Below are 15,851 nucleotides of genomic sequence, written 5' to 3'. Positions count from 1 at the left end.
CATCCACAAATTTCACGGTGGCTTGGGCTGGACGTGGTTCTGTCATAGGTAAATTCTGGCTTTGAACCCGTTTTAGCCTATTATCCTCTCCCTAAAGTGACAAAAGAGCGATATATTCTCTCCAGAAGCCCCGGCTTTTCTAGCCTTGGGACTTTATAAGCTGATTACAGCAGGTACTTGAGTCAGTGCAGAGCAACGACGATGAAGCAACAGTGGGATTCAGTTTAGTTGCAGCTTTACTTGGTTGTTCCAGCCCGGAAATTAACAAACCTCGTTCCTTTTGTACCCACAGTTAAGAGGTTTAACAGAGGGTTGAAAGTCAAGACAGCGATCGCCCGCTAGAATTCGGCGCTCCGGATTCTAGCTTCACTAGCCAGGAGGGTCGGAAGTTGAGACAGCGAGCGCTATCTGGTTCCGCTGGATGCAGGGCATCACGAATTCGAGGAGAGGATTCGGATGGAGGATTGAAGTGTTGCGATCGCTCGTCACCAGCTCCTTAAGGATTAGTCATCACCGTTTGGTTAAGATGGCTGGTGAGCCTCCATGAGCGCGATCACTCTTCACTGCACTGTTATTTCTTCTCGCATCCAACCCCATCGCTGTCGCCGTCAGAGCCATGCGGATCAGGCGGCAGAACCTTGAAATTCCGGTAGGAGATGTCCGGGCAATTCAGATCCGGTGGACCGGGAGGAATGCAGACGCCTGGATAAGCCGAGCTACAGTTTTGTTGGGTAGATGAGGCTGGGGATTCCGGTTAAGACTAGGACTAGGGCGGCAAGTGCTGCGGTTCTATTCATCACACCTTCTCATCTGGGATAGTCTTAGTGTTTCCAGAATGTGAAGCGTGATCACGCTCACTTTCTCTCAGCATCCGGATTTTATCTGCCGTCGAAGTTAACGATAAATATTTAGTGATTCGCGATATGGCTTATGTGTGGCTGCTAAAATTTGGGGTCAATGCTGATAATAAATTGGTTGATATCGTCGATGTCCCCAGCGGAAAAAGCGATTTAGTTTGCCCCTATTGTGGAGTCAAATTAGTTGCTAAGAAGGGTCAAGTCAAAGAACACCATTTCGCTCATACTGGGCAAACCTGTCGTTCCGTGACGGTTAAGCGAGAGTTTCCTAGCCTCCCACTGTATGACAACTTCAATATCGAGTTATCAGGGCAGGCACTACAATTGCTCAAAACCCTTTGGAAATCCTGTGGAACAAATGGCTGGAGTATCCCTTTCTCAGTTGACCTCAAGCCATTAATCAAAGCCAAACTATTGCAGAAAAATCCCTATCAAAATCCTCCTGGCTACGAATTTACACAGCTAGGGATGATTCCAGTGGGAGCGCTGCCCTTAAAGGAATTCAATCAAATTCAGGAGCCGCTTCTCCTGAAGAAATTAGCTGATATAGAACGGCAGGTAGAACTCGCTAAAGTACTAAAATCACTGAATCTGAAAGAACCTTCAATTGATTTATGGCTTTACCAAACTCAGCTCAAAAGAATTCTAGAGCATCGCTTGTACTATTTAGAAGTAAAAGCTGATGGTGAAACCCTATATAAAATTGGTGTAACCAAGCGAACAATTGAAAAACGAATGCTAGAAATTAGGCGGGATTTGCGTTCGCACTACAAAACTGTGGAACTTAAGGTACTGGGGACTTGGGAACACAGGGGCAATATTGAATTATATTTCAAGCATCGCTACCAGTCGTTTAATTATCAATTGAGGAGCTTAACTGAATACTATAAGTTTGGTACTGAGGCGAATGTAGTATTGAACGATTTAAAACAGATGCATCTCAAATGTCTAAGTCAAGCCGAACTTAATATTTTGGCAGAGGATATTATGTCATCTCCTGCTAGAACTGGAAGTTATTGCCTGTAAAAACTAGTCTTTTTAAAGATAATTACCCTTCAATAAAACAAAGTGTTACTTAGTCTAGAAGCCCTATTGTAAAAGCTTTGAAAGATTTTTGGATTAACGACACTAATGTGTTATTAGCGACAAATAATTTGTTATTTGACATGAGTGGAATTTCCTGGGCATTAACCATTAATACTGAACGGCTGATCCTTCGTCCCCAGCAACCCAGTGATTATGAGACTTGGTACGCTGGCTTTTCTGGGCGATTGCCAAAACAACATCAATACGATGATGGGCTGGTTAGTTTGGATCACTGCGATCGCAGCTGGTTTGCAGATTTGTGTCAGCGTCATCAACAGCAGGCGTTGACCGATCGGGTTTTCGTATTTGGTATTTTTTCTCGTCAAACCGCTCAGCATCTTGGAAACATCGATCTCTCAACGATTCGTCGCTAAGAACGTCAGTGGGCAATTTTAGGATACGAAATTCACAACCAACACTGGAGGCAAGGTTTCGGCAGGGAAGCAGTTCGAGCCACACTAATTGCTGGGTTTGAAACACTGGGTTATCATCGCATCGAAGCCGCCATTAATCTGGATAATCAAGCATCAATTGCATTGGCTCAAAGTGTGGGTATGCAGAAGGAGTGCATTCGTCGCCGTTTTCTCTATGAAAACGAGCAATGGGTAGACCATTTCATTTACGTTGCTCTACCCTCCGATCTAGGTTTAGTCGAAAAGCCACCCGCGATCTCCCCATGAGGCATATAGGAGTTATTGCCTTTGAAAAGAGGTCTTTTCAATGATAATCAGGTGGTGATGATGGCTCCCGCGATGATGTGGAGTAAAAGCGTTCCCTTCAAGCTGCGTAGCAGCTATACAACTCGCACCCATCAAGCTCATCACTGATCCAAGTATAAAATTTTGTAAAATTTGCAGAAGCTCCTCTACTAACGCTGACAAGTTTATAGAAGTAGAAACTCCCCTGAAAAATAATCGGAGATTGGAGTCATGGATAAGCGGCATCAGTACTTGCAAATCGCCCTTGTTGTTGTTGGAACTGCTTTTCTCCTTGTCTATCCGTTGATGAAAATCTGGTCATCGGGCTGGTCATGGCTACCCGGTCAATATGAATACGAACAGATGATCGTTGGCATTTATGCGACGCTCGGTGTTTTTTTACTATGGGCTTCTCGAAAACCCGAAGCACATCTGAGTTTAATCTGGTTTACTGTCTGGTCGAGTGTTGTTCATGGGCTGATCATGGCATTCCACGCAGTAATTGATTCTGCGGAACGTGGACATCTCCTAGGCGATGTTCCAGCATTAATCTTGGTGGCAATTGTTCTTGGTGTCCTAACGCCACGCGAAGGGGTGCCAGTGCAGGAATAAGCAAGGCACAACCAATCAAATGTAGCTGACATCAGAAGCGGTGATGATGGCTTTCTATAAATTGTCAGTCGCGGGTTTGAGAAATCTACAAAGGGTGTAAAACTGGGTTTATTTTTGGTAATCCTGACCCATGAAGAAGGAAACCAAGACGATGTATTCGCGGTTATTATTGCAGCAAGCGATCCAGATAACCCCTAAAAAGATTGAGTGGCGCTAAAGGGATGTTATATTGCCAACGATCGCACTTCAACAACGATGTTTCAACAACCAAAACCTAAACTTGACATTATCAATATAATGTCAAGTTCTGGCCTAGCTTGGTTGCGTTCAATCTAGTTAGCTGTCAGTACATTGCGCCACTGGACATTGACAGCCCTCCTCCCCTCACCTTCGGTACTATAAGGGCGCTCGCACTTATTCTAAATTCCCTGCTTTCTTAACAGCTTGTTTCAGGTCTTCAAAGGTAATATTACCGTCTTCATCTCGATACATCGCTAGCAGTTCTGCGGGGCTAGTACCTGTTTCTGCTGAAATGACTGCATTTAACCCAGGGCTTAAAAAAAGCTCATTACTCGATACTTTGCCATCTTGATCGCTATCCAAGGTATTAAAAAGAGATTGAAGCTCTTGCTCAGTTGCCATAAGTTTCTATCTGAATTAATTTTTTCAATTCAATATCTCAGAATTTCGATAAAGATGCAAGGAAAGTTACCTCTTACCCTGGCAGATACAAGCTGCTGCTGTCGTTGGGGCGTGCGTGCAGATATCTGGAAGTAGTCGCTACCAATTCATGCCCCAACGTCGCCTGCACTAAATGGATCGGAGCGCCCGTGTCTAGTGAATGTGAGGCGTGAACATGACGCAACCAGTGCGGGCTAACCTTCCCTCTAATCCCAGTGCGGTTACCCTGCAAGAGCCTTCACCTTCGGTACTGTTCGAGCGATCGCTCAAAAGCAATCTCCCACTTGGGTTAGACACCAAGTAGGCAGAACCGACCTAACATTTGGGTTCAGTAGCATTGAGGTAGAGTAGATGTCGTCCCAATTGAACCGCGATTCAGAAGAGCTTAAAGTACAAGGAACCACGTTGTTCGATCGCACTTTTCGAGACAGCGAGGGCAAGATTGTCATTGCTCAGATGCCCAACCTGCCGCTTCTAGTAGGGTTGGGAGCAAGCCTACTTCAACTCGTCTTACCCAGCGGCAATCTCCAGACAGGACTTGATTTAGTGGGATTTGGTGCTTTGTTCACTTGGGCATGGCAGGAGTTGTTTGATGGGGTCAACTACTTCCGTCGCGCACTCGGATTGGTGGTGTTAGGAGGAATGCTCGCGCTCAGACTACATATCGGTTGAGCTTGAAGAAGCATCCTAGGGGTATCTAATTTTTAAGGTAGTAACGATGGCTGACCTTATCTTTTTTTGTAAGTCAGATGCCAAGTTCTTTGACCACAGTGAGGGCATTTCCTGAAATTCCTGGAATTACCCGCTGCCTTCCACCGAATTGCCCCTAAATCCCAGTATGATTCTTCAAAATTACAGTTTGGGCATTTCATAAACCATTGGCGTGATTCCTCTTCCATCGATTGTGCCCACTCATCCGGCAAAATTGAGTTGAGAAATTTTTGGATGAAGTTCATAGTCTAAAAATCCAATCTACATAGGAATAAATTAATCGCTATTGTACTGGTGTTCAAATCAACTGGTATAACAACGTTAGCTAGTCCTGCCTGTAAGCGATTTGATGAATAAAGTTTTCAGTGCTATAGCTTTGAAATGGCAAATATTCTTGGACGCTAAGGGCGATCGCTTTCCCCCCATTCAAGGCTCAGCTAAGGGAGGTGACGGCGGCGATGACCAATTTTCTACTGGAAGCGTTCTTACTTCTCGCATCCGTTCAAAATCACTATCAGATGAAACCACAGTCAGACCGTGACGCAAGGCAGTAGCAGCAATCCACAGATCGTTCTCGCTCACGCCTAACGCTTCAATTCTGGTTGTTCTACGTCTACTTTTTTCTCTGGGACCAAACTGAGCGATGATTTTCGCTTTAAATTCACCGTAGATATGGGCAGTTTCCCTGTCCACCGGATAGATGTCGATGCCTTGTACAAAAGCTTGCACTCGGATTAGATTAGCCGCCTTCTGTTGTGAATTTTGCGCCATGAAAATGAGTTCCCCGCAAACAATGACACTGGTAGCCACTGGCACCTGGCCCAACTCGATGAGGCGGCGACAGACAACGGCATCTCCTTCAATAATGTGGCTACAGTGGTTGGTGTCGAGCAAATACACGCTTAAAATTCCAGCGGGGCACGGGAATCATAAACCATTTGGAGACACTCCTCAAGGTCGTCCCCTTCCCATGTCCCTGCATACCTCAAGAGAGATTCGGCAGTGGAGCTAGAGGGAGAAGGCGTTTCAGGGGAAGGGGATTCAGGTTCGTCCCTAAGAACGGTGACGCGCACTCTCTTTCCAGCGAGTTCTTTTGAGTGGATGATAATCTCCTCCCAAGTTCCTTCTAATTCCATCGGCTTAGATGTCATAAATATTTGCTCCTAAAAAGGTAGATAAAGGGCAGAACTGTCGGATGGACGAGCGTGAAGATAGCGGCTGGTTGTTGCAACCGAGGCGTGACCCAGCGTTGCCTGAACCAGCTGCACAGGGGCACCTCGGTCAAGAGCGTGGGAGGCGTGGGAGTGCCTAAACCAATGCGGGCTAACCTTTCCTTCAATCCCCGCACGTTCCCCAGCTATTTCAATGATTCGCCGTACTTGGTTTGGTTGAATCGCCCCGGCAAACTTACGGCTTCTAAACACCGGGTCATCTTGTCCGGCATCACCTCGGAACTTAGTTAGCTCTTTCCAGAGGGAAACTGGCAGTGCCACATACCGCGTCTTTCCGCCCTTGCCATACAATGCAACCTGACCGCGATCGCCTACAGGTTTGAAGTCACGCCATCTTAAAGAAGATGTTTCCGAGACTCTGGCACCGCTGGCATACAGGAAACGAAGTAACAGCTTATTGCGTTCGCACGGTTCCAAGGCAATCATCGTCATCACCTCAAGCTCTGTCAAAATCCGCTCTGTTAAAGTGTTTTTGACTGGAGGCGTGTCTAGCGACGCACCCACATTAAAGGGCAGATACCCAACTCGATGCCCAAACGAGAGCAGTGACTTGAGGGATGAAAGCCGACGATTCTGGGTAGCGGCTGAATACCCCTGAGAAGCTAGGGCATCAGCGAACGCCTGGACATCATTGAGCGTGACTTGTGGCAGCGGCTTGGTTTCGACGAACGCCAAAAAGCAATTGATGTCACCACGGTAAGCCCTCTGGCTCTGATGAGTCTTGCCGTGCAACCAAAGGTCAATTAATTGGGCAGTGGAATTAACTTCAGCCAAGCGAGTAGTAGGAGCGATCGCCGCCCCTGAAGTTCGTGTCAACATAGAGCTAAGAGTAGACCTTTTGTTGAACAAGTCCCTTCTGTAACCGCAGGAGGGACTCTGTTTTAAATTGTATCGGTGATAATGTCACTTATCACCCATTGGAAACCTACATTCTTGGGCGATCGCTAGACTCGATACTTGTAGTTGGTAAAACTTGCTTTCGCCTCTTCGTAGGCTTTATTGAGTGCGGTTATCCGAGCTTTAGCGATGGGACTGTTGTTGATATCCGTATGCCAAACCTTGGCTGCTGCCCGGTACGCGCTTTTGACTTCTTCTGGAGTGGCACTAGGCGATACCTGTAAAACGTCCCACCATGCTCCGACAAGCGGTGGAGCCAAGATGGATTCAATGAGAATCCAGTCGCAGCCGTAGCAGACTCGGTAAATTCCTTCTAAAGTATCCTGTCCCAAGTCGGCAAGAACTGTTTGATGCCAATTTCTAAAGGCGTCACGACAACGCTGCTTCAGGTTGGGGTCGTAGCCAGCAAGCGCGCCTTTGCTCAAAAATGTATTAAAGCCGAGATATATTTCCCCTCCATTCGGCTTGGGATCGTAGAACGGATCTTTCCCTTCTGCCAAACACTCAAGCACTCGCCGCGTATCCGCTGAGGGTTCTGGCAGTTCTAGAAGCTGAGTCAGTTCATTGGCAATTTCTCGTGATTCTGGGTTCTGCCGCCACTGCCAGTAATTCACGTTAGGTTTGCCCAGTTGTTCGGCGTAGTTTCTCAGCCAATATTCCCGCCGGTTAATCGGCGGGTGAACCCCCACCTCTAAAGCTTTTAAAATTCCCCATTGCTTTTGTCTAAAAGCATCGACAATCTTCTCCTTCAACCCAGAGCCAAAATAATTAGATGTCAACGCCCATTGCACAGCTTCTAGGGGTGTGGCAGCAGTCGTAGGTTGATCTAGATAGATTAAGCGGTATTCGCATAACTTCTTAACGGCTTTCTCATTGTCGTCAGGGAATGCCAGCGTCCAACTATTGTCAACTTGCCGCAGACATTCATTCACTCGATCTGCTAAGTCATTAAAGCGTTTTAAGTTTTCGCACCAGCATTTTTCCCAGTGTTGTGTGCCATCTTGGTTCCACCAGTCGGCATTAGTAATGCTGCACTCGGTCACCAAAATGGGTTCGTTCCCGCCAAAATCCAGCAGCTCAGGAATTAAAGAAGCTGGAATCTGCCAATACTGGGAATGACTTGTTACAGGTTGATTCGGCTGTCTGTCTTGATGAAATTTTTCGATGAGTTCAATGACTTTCGGCTTCACTGGGTCTGGCACCCGCATCACGGAGGTGGTGTAATCCTCTTTTCTCATCCTGCCGCCACTGGGTTTATTCATCGTGGTTGAAAGCTTTGACATTCATAAATTCTACCCGTTACAGGTTAAATAGCGACTCGGAAAAGAGAGAAGGAGAGCGACTTTGTAGGCGCCTGGGACTGAGGATCAAGCTTAGGAATTCATAAAGCTTATATTCGTTACAGGTTGATTTTGAGAGTGTTTAGAGAGAAAGCGATCGCTGCTCTACGTCAAGGGAGTAGAAATTTGCTGCATACGCTTCCATTCAGAGAAGACTTTATCTAAACCGTTGGAGCGATCGCTTGCTCACTCACGTTTCCCGGTAGATAGAAGATCCAGCGGCTATCCTCTCCAACCTCTCCAAACTCCAACCGATAATATTTGAGCGCCCAGACCCCATCTAACTGACGATTCGGAGCGATCGTTAGCAGGTGTAACCTGTACTCTTCCTTCTCCTATAGGATGGGATATTTACAACTTTTAGATTTCCAGAGCGCTGATAGACGCTCGTGAGTAGTAATGGAACACCAATTAGCGATCGCTCGCACCTGAAAAAACGTTTCGATCTGCTGAATGTTGGTTGTGACGGGTTACAAAATCGATATGCAATTGATTGGGAAGGTTATGCTGCTGAAAGATTAAGACTACTCGACGTACAGGATGAGGAAAGCTGACCGTCTTTTCCAATTAGTGAATCTGATTAGATCTCACCAACCCATTACAGCAGGGCAACTAGGCGAACGGATTGGTGTTTCCGTGCGTACAATTTACCGATATATCGACGATCTTTCGGTGAGTGGCATTCCCATCTATGGTGAGCCTGGTGTCGGTTATGCTTTGGATGAAGATTTTGAATTACCACCCCTAACTTTAACTCATGATGAAATCGCCGCTTTAATGTTAGGTGTCGAAATCCTGTCGCGCTCGACCGGGAATGACTTAGCAGCAGCGGCAAAAACGCTATTGAGTAAAATTGGAGCAGTATTGCCGCCACACAGCTTTGATCCAACTCGCACACCTGTTCGGGCGCTAGGTGATATTCTCAACGACCAAAGCTTAAGACAGTGGAACGACCTTTATCGAGCAATTCAGCAGCAACAAGCCGTCACAATTGTGTATTTGAGCTTGAATGAACAACTGTCTCAAAGGATTGTTTTTCCGTTGGGGTTGTTTTACTGGGGTGGAAAATGGACCGTTGGAACATGGTGCATTCTCAGAAACTCATACAGAGATTTTCGGGTCGATCGCATCCAAAATCTCGATTTTGCTTCAGATGTTGAATTTCCAGACCAAGAGATCAGTCTTGACTTATACACGAAGTTTCAGCTTGAGAGAATAAAGTTATCTGGCTTCCACTGACAGGATGCTGTCAGGAGTAGGGTTTTATGCTGAGTAACGCCCAAGAATTTGTTGAGGAGCCGGTTTCGCTGTGTTTGAGATGTTTCCTAACTTCTGGACTCCAGTATTACCCATTGCTGAAATAGGACTAGCTCCCCTTGCGGTTGAGTTAGCTGGCGAATCGCTAGTTCTATTTCGCAATTCAGCCGAGCAGTTCGTGGCATTTCTTGAGCGTTGTCCTCATCGTGGTACGCCTCTCTCACGCGGGCAAGTAACAGAAGACGGGTGCCTTGAATGTCCCTATCATGGCTGGCGTTTTGCCTCAGATGGTGCTTGTACTCATGTTCCTTTCAACTCACTTAACCCAGCTCAACGCTCAAAACTGTCAGCCGTGAGACTGCCGACAAGAGTGATTGCAGGGATGTTGTGGGTCTTTACGGGAACCGAAAACGTGCCAGAACCGCAATTGCCGTTGAGCTTATTAGAGCCAAACGAGCGCTATGTGATTCACCATGAGATTTGGAATGCACATTGGACAAGAGCGATCGATATTTCACTGGACTATCTACATATCCCTTTTATCCATCGGGATTCATTTGGTGGCGAATTCCATGACCCAGTACACAAAAACGCGATCGCCCAAATCAGCGTTACTGCAACAGCAGATGGAATGGCAGTCACAAATCAACTCAATACCTTGTCTTATGGAGTTGAGATTGATTGGCATCAGCCCAATAACGTTGTTCTCAAGTTAGATATAGATGGACTACCCCTGCGTCCTCATTTGTTTGCAATTCCGATCAATACCCAACAAATGCGATTTATGCAGGTTGTTCTGCCCAACTCTGGAATCGATCCGAGTAACTTCGACTTTGATGAGTTTTTTGCAGCATCTCTTGACGATCGCACGATGGTTGAGTCACAGCTCGGTGAAGTTCCCAATACAAATGAAGGATGTAACGTACCTACTGATGAACCCTCACTGCGGTTTCGCCGTTGGTACTACCGCACAGTGAAGTATAGAAGAATAGAGGCTATTCAAGGCGCAAGTGCTGATTGATGACATTAATAAGATTCGTGACAAGTTGGCGTAAATATAGCGAAGCTGAAATCAACTGCAAAGTAGCCATTTAAACCTTGCCTGATAAGGGTTTCAATGTTTACTAAGTGCCAGCTTGCAAGAATTCGATGTCGAGTCGGTGGATTGGGAATTTTGCCAACAATCGAAAGGTTGAATAGCTTTCAGAGCTATACTTAGACTCCTTGAAAAATCAATGTTGTTAGGGTGGGTTTTGCCTACTTTGGGCCTAAAGTTAGTATTTTGTCATGGTTAAGTGAACCTTGGTTGTATCCTTGAAGCCCATCTAAGTATCAAGAACTGAAACTCCTACTTGATAAGAATTTTGAGCGCTACCTTGCGGCTTGTGTCAGCTTCGCAATGTTTACGCTTTTTGGTTTATCCACGTCTATCAAACAGCTCTATTGCTACTCAGGAGTGTAGATCACCATTAACAAACCTGCTTCCCTCTGGTTCGGCAGCAAGCTACCGACGGCTTCACGAGTAGTATAGTAGCGTGGCTGCGTCCGGTGTGACCGCTTTGTTAAGCCGCGCCCCGATCGGGTCGGAAGCGCGCAGCACGGCGAAACAGCCACGCCGATCCGATGAACAACGTGACGAAGACCCCGTTGAGGATCGAAAGCTCTAGCAGTCCGCTCCACGGGTAGCCCAATCCGGCGCTCAGCGCGATCACAGGCATTCCCCTAGCGTTAGTCGTGCTTGCAGTTGAGCTGAACAATATCAATGCTGTAAATTCGTCACGGCGAGGTAGTTCCAAGGCCGCAGAGGAAGAATCACCAGCAATCGATGTCCCGGTAAGAACAGTCGAACAACTAAGTTTACCGGCGACTGAGCAGAATATTCAACTCCCTAATTCAATGCTGCTGGCAAAGACTGAGAGTGATCGCCCCCAAGTACCAATTGGTACTTGTACCAGCAATCTTCCCAGGTCTACAAAACAGCTCGATAATCTCATCCGCCAAACCGTATTGATTTGGGGGAATCAGGACAGTGGAAAAAGTTCGGTAGCTCGGTACATTGCAAAGCTCAAGACAGAGCAGAGGTATCGGGGTCGTGGTAGTAGACATGGATAACAGATAACAATCGTGCTGAATGGCAGTGGCTGCTTTCGTTACTACTTTCCAGCTAAAGCCCACCAAGAAATTTGCGTAATTTGTAGTTGTTTTCCTGTGGCTAACAATAATTGCATTTGATCATTACTGACTCAACATCTTTTATCTTAGTTAGCCATCAATTTTATTGACTCCCCATGCGAACTCAACCCTATCTCCTTACCCTGCTCGCACTATTTACAGGTCTGACGCCTCAGCATGGGGTGAGTGCTACCTTCAGCCCTACTGAACTTTTAAGTAGGAATGAAATTAAAATTGTCCAAGCAAATATTCTAGTGGCAGCTTCATCCAGGCAAGGCAAGGTAGTCCAAGCAAGGGAAGATGAATCGGGAAGAGCTGAAGCACTGCCTACAATCCCTTTTAGATTGGCATTTTCTGGGAAAATTGACCCAGATGTACCAGTGGTTCCAGAGATTGAAAGTGAATCCCTCGAAAATATAGAAAAAGCCCAAGCTTTATCTGCAATCGCTTTTGGGTTGGCATATTCGGGAAAAATTGACCAAGCCCTGCAAGTGGTTAAAAAGATTAAAAATGAAGACTTTAAAGATAGCGTATTATCTAACATCGCTATTGAGTTGGCTTCATCAGGAAAAATTAATCAAGCCCTACAAATAACTAAACAGATTAAAGACGAGCCTTCCCAAGATTCACTCCTGTCTCGCATAATTTACAGGTTAGCGGACGATAAAAAAATTGACCAAGCCCTACAAGTAGCTAAAAATATTAAAAATGAAGCTTCCCAAGACTCAGCCTTATCTGATATCGCTGGATAGTTAATTTCTTTGGATAAATTCGACACAGCTCTGCAATTAGCTAAGCAGATTAAAGAAGAATCCTCCAAAAATAAGCTCTTAGTTTGGATTGCATCCGAGTTTGCATCATCGGGAAAATTCGACACAGCCCTGCAATTAGCTAAGCAGATTAATAATAAAACCTCTCAAGAGGCGGCTTTATCTAACATCGCTGTCTGGCTAGCGTCATCGGGAAAAATCGACATGGCCCTACAATTGGCTAAACAAATTAAAGATGAAGCTTCCCAAAGCTCAGCCTTGTATGGCATTGCGTCTAGGTTGGCTGAGTCGGGAAATTTTGACCTAGCCCTGCAACTAGCTAAAGAGATTAAAAAGGATTTCTCCGACGATTTAAGCTTATCTGGGATAGTTTTCCAGTTGGGGTCATTAGGAAAAATTGACCTGGCTCTAGAACTGGCTAAAGAGATGAAAGATGAAGCCTCTAAAAACTCAGTCTTATCTAACATTGCTGTGAAGTTGACTGAGTCTGGAAAAATTGACCTAGCCCTGCAACTAGTTAAAGAGATTAAAAACGAAACCTCCAAAGACCAGACCTTCTCTAACATCGTGTCTAGGTTAGCTAAGGCGGGAAAAATTGACCAAGCCCTACAACTAGCTAAAGAGATCAAAAATGATTCCTCCAAAGACTCAGTGTTAGGTGATATCGCTCCTGAGTTGGCTAAGGCGGGAAAAATTGACCAAGCCCTACAACTGGCTAAAGAGATTAAAAATGATTCCTCCAAAGACTCAGCGTTAGGTTATATCACTTCTGGATTGACTAAGTTGGGGAAATTTGACCTAGCAGGGCAAGTAGTTAAAGAGATTAAAGATGATGTTTTCAAAAACTTCACATTGCTTGATCTAGTTGCCCAGTTGACTTTATCGGGAAAAATAGACCCTGCATTGCAAGTGCTTGAAGAAATTAATAGTCCCTCCGAAGACAAAGACACAGTGTTGTTTAACATGGTTTCTGTGGCATCTGGGTCAGGAAAATTCAACCAAGCTATACAGATCGCCCAAACCATGAAAAATAAATATCACCAAGCTGCGGCTTTGGCTAACATAGCTACTAGGTTAATAGAATCTGGACAAACTGAACTAGGCTCGCGCACCTTCGATCAAGCTCTTGAGATGGTTGCATCTTATTAAAATAGTCTTCTGGTGAGAAAACCCAGTTGGAAAATGGGGCGTTGCTTGTGATGTGGTATTCTCCTAAGCCCTTGAGAACGCTGCATCTAAGTTGAATAGGATGTCCGCGAGGTAAGTGTCCGTAAGTTCACCAATGACATAATCATTAGGAATTGGGCTACCTGAGCCAAAACGGCGCAAGGAATCAAGAAAGCTCTATGAACCTTTCTAAGCTGACTCGCATCCAGTCAGCTTAGATAGTGATTTGCACTTCATCCGTTAAATTATCAAACATCGCCACTTTTGATACCTTCCGATATCGTGTTGTTTGCCCAAAACGAATTTTTCCGTTACACGGCTTTAACGAAAGATCAGCAATGCAGGAATTCCATTGTGCATGATCACCGCTTACTCAGGACACGAGGACTTATCCCAACTGTCAGCTTACCTAGAAGTTAGGGACGAACAAATCTTGGGAGCCGCCGCAACGCTATCAATGCTATCTCTGATTGTCGGGCAGGTCGGTTTAGTAGGATATTCCGACTTGAAGGAAAATATTCTCTCAACTCAAATCCACCGCTCTGGATTTATTGAGCAGGACTCCTGAAGAGCTGCCCTGAATGCGATCGCCCGTCGGGAAAGTAGTATTTTACGCCTTATGAAACACGTGCTTATAGGGGTCATTGTAGAAAACCCAGAAGAAAAGTGAATTATAGGTGTTGAACCATTATGTAGTGTGCTATATAATGGTTGTTGACTGGATTTAATAATGGATAACAACTCGAACATCAACCAACGGCGACACGTAGGAAGGCAGCTTTCGTTTGCTCTTTATAGTGCATCCAACCGAGTCATTCGGCTCCATCGGCCCTTTCTTGAGCCTTTGGGTCTGACCTATCCTCAGTTTCTGGTCATGCTGGCTCTCTACGAGGGCACCCCGCGCACTGTTGGGGAAGTAGGGCAAGAACTCGGGATGGATAACGGAACCTTGACGCCCCTGTTAAAGCGCCTTGAGCGCGCGGGGTTGGTGACGCGCATTCGTGACCAGCAAGACGAACGCCGCGTTCTTATCGATCTAACAGAAGCGGGCGAAGCACTCCGCGAGGTAGCGTGCTCAATCCCTGAAAAGATCGAGACAGCTTGCCGTCTCTCCGATGAAGACCTTGCCGAGCTTCGCGACACCTTGAACGGGCTGGCAATACCCCGTCAAACAACGCCCACCTTACACACCACTTAAATAAATCAAGGATTACGAAAATGAAAGCTGTCAGACTTACCAAAAAAGGCGGAAGCCTGAACTTGAACGACGAGTCTCTGCCAACGCCGGGGCTTCAACAAGTCCTGGTTCGGGTTCACGCCGCCTCACTGAACTTCCGCGACCAAGCCGCATTGCACGACAAATATGGGGGATCAGTCAAGGAAAACGTCGTTCCCTTATCAGACGGCGCGGGTGAGGTCGTAGCCATTGGGCCAGATGTCACACGGGTCAAGGTCGGCGACCGTGTGACTGCCAGTTGCTCCGTGCATTGGATTAGCGGTCGATACCTTCCGGAGTTCCAATCGAGCAGTATCGGCATGACGATAGACGGTATGCTGGCTGAGCACGTGCTGCTACACGAGAACGCACTTGTTCATCTGCCGGCCTACCTGTCCTACACCGAGGCCGCATCACTTCCTTGCGCCGCGGTTTCAGCTTGGTCGGCACTGCACGTCGCTACACCGCTTCAGCCGGGTCAGACCGTGCTCATTCAGGGTACAGGCGGAGTCGCGATGTTTGGGCTGCAAATTGCGCGGATGTTCGGCGCGCGGGTTTTAGCGATCACGTCGTCCGATGAAAAGGCCGAAAAACTCAAGACGATGGGAGCTGAAGCGGTTGTTAATTACCGCGCGGTTCCCGACTGGCACCACGAAATTCTCCGTCTCACCGACGGCAAGGGCGTGGATAAGGTCATCGACATCGCCGGAGAGGCGACAATTGTAAAATCCGCAGCATCGACCCGGATCGGCGGTGAGATCGGCTTGGTAGGCTTTGTGAGCGGCTTTGGTGGCGGGCTACCACCAATCGACATACTCTCGCGCTCCCTCACCATTGCCGGTATAGCGATCGGCCCTCGGACCAGTTTTGAAGCCTTGCTTGCAGCGATGGCAACGAGCCAAGTCAGGCCGGTTATCGATCGGGTCTACCCCTTCGCAGAATATCGCGAGGCATATCGGCTTCTTGAGAGCGGAAACTTTGTCGGCAAGATTGTCATTGATGTGGCGCATTGAGCCTTCGCTCACGAGCTTCACAAGTGCAGGGTCAAACGATGTTGCGGGTGACTCAAAAGACAGGATTTTTTGTGGATACTTATCCACGCGACTGCCAGAAGGCATCTCCCAACACCGCCTGCCGATAAACCCCAGAATTGAA

General features: G+C 46.6%; 21 protein-coding genes and 1 pseudogene. 16 read left to right on the top strand and 6 right to left on the bottom strand.

Annotated elements, in window-relative coordinates; all coding sequences use genetic code 11:
* Nucleotides 1–923 precede the first annotated feature (923 nt).
* The 5 genes from NDI44_RS22710 (at nucleotide 924) to NDI44_RS22690 (ending at nucleotide 3,253) form a co-directional block, all read left to right on the top strand.
* Nucleotides 924–1,883, top strand: coding sequence for a GIY-YIG nuclease family protein (locus NDI44_RS22710; protein WP_199305095.1), 960 nt, complete (start codon nucleotides 924–926; stop codon nucleotides 1,881–1,883).
* Between the two features lie 77 nt (nucleotides 1,884–1,960).
* Nucleotides 1,961–2,317: a GNAT family protein gene (locus NDI44_RS22705; protein ID WP_348235319.1), complete on the top strand. Its 357-nt coding sequence runs from the start codon at nucleotides 1,961–1,963 to the stop codon at nucleotides 2,315–2,317.
* A 15-nt stretch (nucleotides 2,318–2,332) separates the two neighbouring features.
* Nucleotides 2,333–2,623: a GNAT family protein gene (locus NDI44_RS22700; protein WP_339380904.1), complete on the top strand. Its 291-nt coding sequence runs from the start codon at nucleotides 2,333–2,335 to the stop codon at nucleotides 2,621–2,623.
* 21 nt (nucleotides 2,624–2,644) lie between these two features.
* Nucleotides 2,645–2,770, top strand: a complete 126-nt coding sequence (locus NDI44_RS22695) for a hypothetical protein (RefSeq protein WP_277877726.1) — start codon at nucleotides 2,645–2,647, stop codon at nucleotides 2,768–2,770.
* A 102-nt stretch (nucleotides 2,771–2,872) separates the two neighbouring features.
* The gene (locus NDI44_RS22690; protein ID WP_190416403.1) at nucleotides 2,873–3,253 is read left to right on the top strand and encodes a DUF6632 domain-containing protein; all 381 of its coding nucleotides are present in this window, start codon (nucleotides 2,873–2,875) and stop codon (nucleotides 3,251–3,253) included.
* 414 nt (nucleotides 3,254–3,667) lie between these two features.
* Here the strand turns inward: NDI44_RS22690 and NDI44_RS22685 are convergent, their stop codons facing one another.
* Together NDI44_RS22685 and NDI44_RS22680 are read right to left on the bottom strand one after the other, a co-directional pair.
* Nucleotides 3,668–3,895: an EF-hand domain-containing protein gene (locus NDI44_RS22685; protein WP_190416402.1), complete on the bottom strand. Its 228-nt coding sequence runs from the start codon at nucleotides 3,893–3,895 to the stop codon at nucleotides 3,668–3,670.
* A 73-nt stretch (nucleotides 3,896–3,968) separates the two neighbouring features.
* Nucleotides 3,969–4,154 (bottom strand): annotated as a pseudogene (locus NDI44_RS22680) (tyrosine-type recombinase/integrase); the annotation flags it as partial.
* On the opposite strand from NDI44_RS22680, the gene NDI44_RS22675 reads away from it, so the two are divergent.
* Entirely contained in the window at nucleotides 4,110–4,238 is a 129-nt protein-coding gene (locus tag NDI44_RS22675) for a hypothetical protein (RefSeq protein ID WP_277877724.1), read from the top strand. The pseudogene NDI44_RS22680 and the gene NDI44_RS22675 sit on opposite strands and share 45 nt — an antisense overlap.
* 47 nt (nucleotides 4,239–4,285) lie before the next feature.
* On the top strand, nucleotides 4,286–4,606 hold the full coding sequence (locus tag NDI44_RS22670) for a hypothetical protein (protein WP_190416401.1): 321 nt from the start codon (nucleotides 4,286–4,288) through the stop codon (nucleotides 4,604–4,606).
* Nucleotides 4,607–5,071: 465 nt separating this feature from the next.
* On the opposite strand, the gene NDI44_RS22665 is transcribed toward NDI44_RS22670, so the two are convergent.
* From NDI44_RS22665 to NDI44_RS22650, 4 genes are all read right to left on the bottom strand, one after another.
* Nucleotides 5,072–5,545 carry a PIN domain-containing protein gene (locus NDI44_RS22665; protein ID WP_190416400.1) on the bottom strand — a complete coding sequence of 158 codons (474 nt, stop codon included), beginning with the start codon at nucleotides 5,543–5,545 and terminating at the stop codon, nucleotides 5,072–5,074.
* A 2-nt stretch (nucleotides 5,546–5,547) separates the two neighbouring features.
* On the bottom strand, nucleotides 5,548–5,796 hold the full coding sequence (locus NDI44_RS22660; protein WP_190416399.1) for a hypothetical protein: 249 nt from the start codon (nucleotides 5,794–5,796) through the stop codon (nucleotides 5,548–5,550).
* Nucleotides 5,797–5,808: 12 nt separating this feature from the next.
* Complete coding sequence (locus NDI44_RS22655) at nucleotides 5,809–6,696, bottom strand: tyrosine-type recombinase/integrase (protein ID WP_190416398.1); 888 nt, start codon at nucleotides 6,694–6,696, stop codon at nucleotides 5,809–5,811.
* 125 nt (nucleotides 6,697–6,821) lie between these two features.
* A complete protein-coding gene (locus NDI44_RS22650) occupies nucleotides 6,822–8,057 on the bottom strand; it encodes a J domain-containing protein (RefSeq protein ID WP_190416397.1) in 1,236 nt (411 codons plus the stop codon).
* Nucleotides 8,058–8,503: 446 nt separating this feature from the next.
* Here NDI44_RS22650 and NDI44_RS22645 point away from each other — a divergent pair, with 446 nt between their 5' ends.
* The 9 genes from NDI44_RS22645 (at nucleotide 8,504) to NDI44_RS22605 (ending at nucleotide 15,709) form a co-directional block, all read left to right on the top strand.
* On the top strand, nucleotides 8,504–8,668 hold the full coding sequence (locus NDI44_RS22645; RefSeq protein ID WP_190416396.1) for a hypothetical protein: 165 nt from the start codon (nucleotides 8,504–8,506) through the stop codon (nucleotides 8,666–8,668).
* Entirely contained in the window at nucleotides 8,655–9,353 is a 699-nt protein-coding gene (locus NDI44_RS22640; RefSeq protein WP_190416395.1) for a YafY family protein, read from the top strand. The genes NDI44_RS22645 and NDI44_RS22640 overlap by 14 nt, the downstream gene beginning before the upstream one ends.
* 79 nt (nucleotides 9,354–9,432) lie before the next feature.
* Nucleotides 9,433–10,392 (top strand): aromatic ring-hydroxylating dioxygenase subunit alpha, encoded by a 960-nt coding sequence (locus NDI44_RS22635; protein ID WP_242037233.1) that lies wholly within the window; start codon nucleotides 9,433–9,435, stop codon nucleotides 10,390–10,392.
* Nucleotides 10,393–11,105: 713 nt separating this feature from the next.
* Nucleotides 11,106–11,483 carry a hypothetical protein gene (locus NDI44_RS22630; RefSeq protein ID WP_190416393.1) on the top strand — a complete coding sequence of 126 codons (378 nt, stop codon included), beginning with the start codon at nucleotides 11,106–11,108 and terminating at the stop codon, nucleotides 11,481–11,483.
* Between the two features lie 176 nt (nucleotides 11,484–11,659).
* A complete protein-coding gene (locus tag NDI44_RS22625) occupies nucleotides 11,660–12,295 on the top strand; it encodes a hypothetical protein (protein ID WP_190416392.1) in 636 nt (211 codons plus the stop codon).
* Between the two features lie 9 nt (nucleotides 12,296–12,304).
* Nucleotides 12,305–13,462, top strand: a complete 1,158-nt coding sequence (locus NDI44_RS22620) for a hypothetical protein (RefSeq protein ID WP_190416391.1) — start codon at nucleotides 12,305–12,307, stop codon at nucleotides 13,460–13,462.
* A gap of 376 nt (nucleotides 13,463–13,838) precedes the next feature.
* On the top strand, nucleotides 13,839–14,048 hold the full coding sequence (locus NDI44_RS22615) for a hypothetical protein (protein ID WP_190416390.1): 210 nt from the start codon (nucleotides 13,839–13,841) through the stop codon (nucleotides 14,046–14,048).
* Between the two features lie 162 nt (nucleotides 14,049–14,210).
* The gene (locus tag NDI44_RS22610) at nucleotides 14,211–14,678 is read left to right on the top strand and encodes a MarR family transcriptional regulator (protein ID WP_190416389.1); all 468 of its coding nucleotides are present in this window, start codon (nucleotides 14,211–14,213) and stop codon (nucleotides 14,676–14,678) included.
* A 20-nt stretch (nucleotides 14,679–14,698) separates the two neighbouring features.
* On the top strand, nucleotides 14,699–15,709 hold the full coding sequence (locus NDI44_RS22605; protein WP_190416388.1) for an NAD(P)-dependent alcohol dehydrogenase: 1,011 nt from the start codon (nucleotides 14,699–14,701) through the stop codon (nucleotides 15,707–15,709).
* Nucleotides 15,710–15,851 lie beyond the last annotated feature (142 nt).

Origin of the sequence: Trichocoleus sp. DQ-A3, assembly GCF_039961975.1 — a bacterium.
GTDB lineage: Bacteria > Cyanobacteriota > Cyanobacteriia > Cyanobacteriales > FACHB-T130 > FACHB-T130.
Note: the sequence above shows the minus strand (reverse complement) of the source record. Positions and strands in the feature narration are given on the sequence as shown.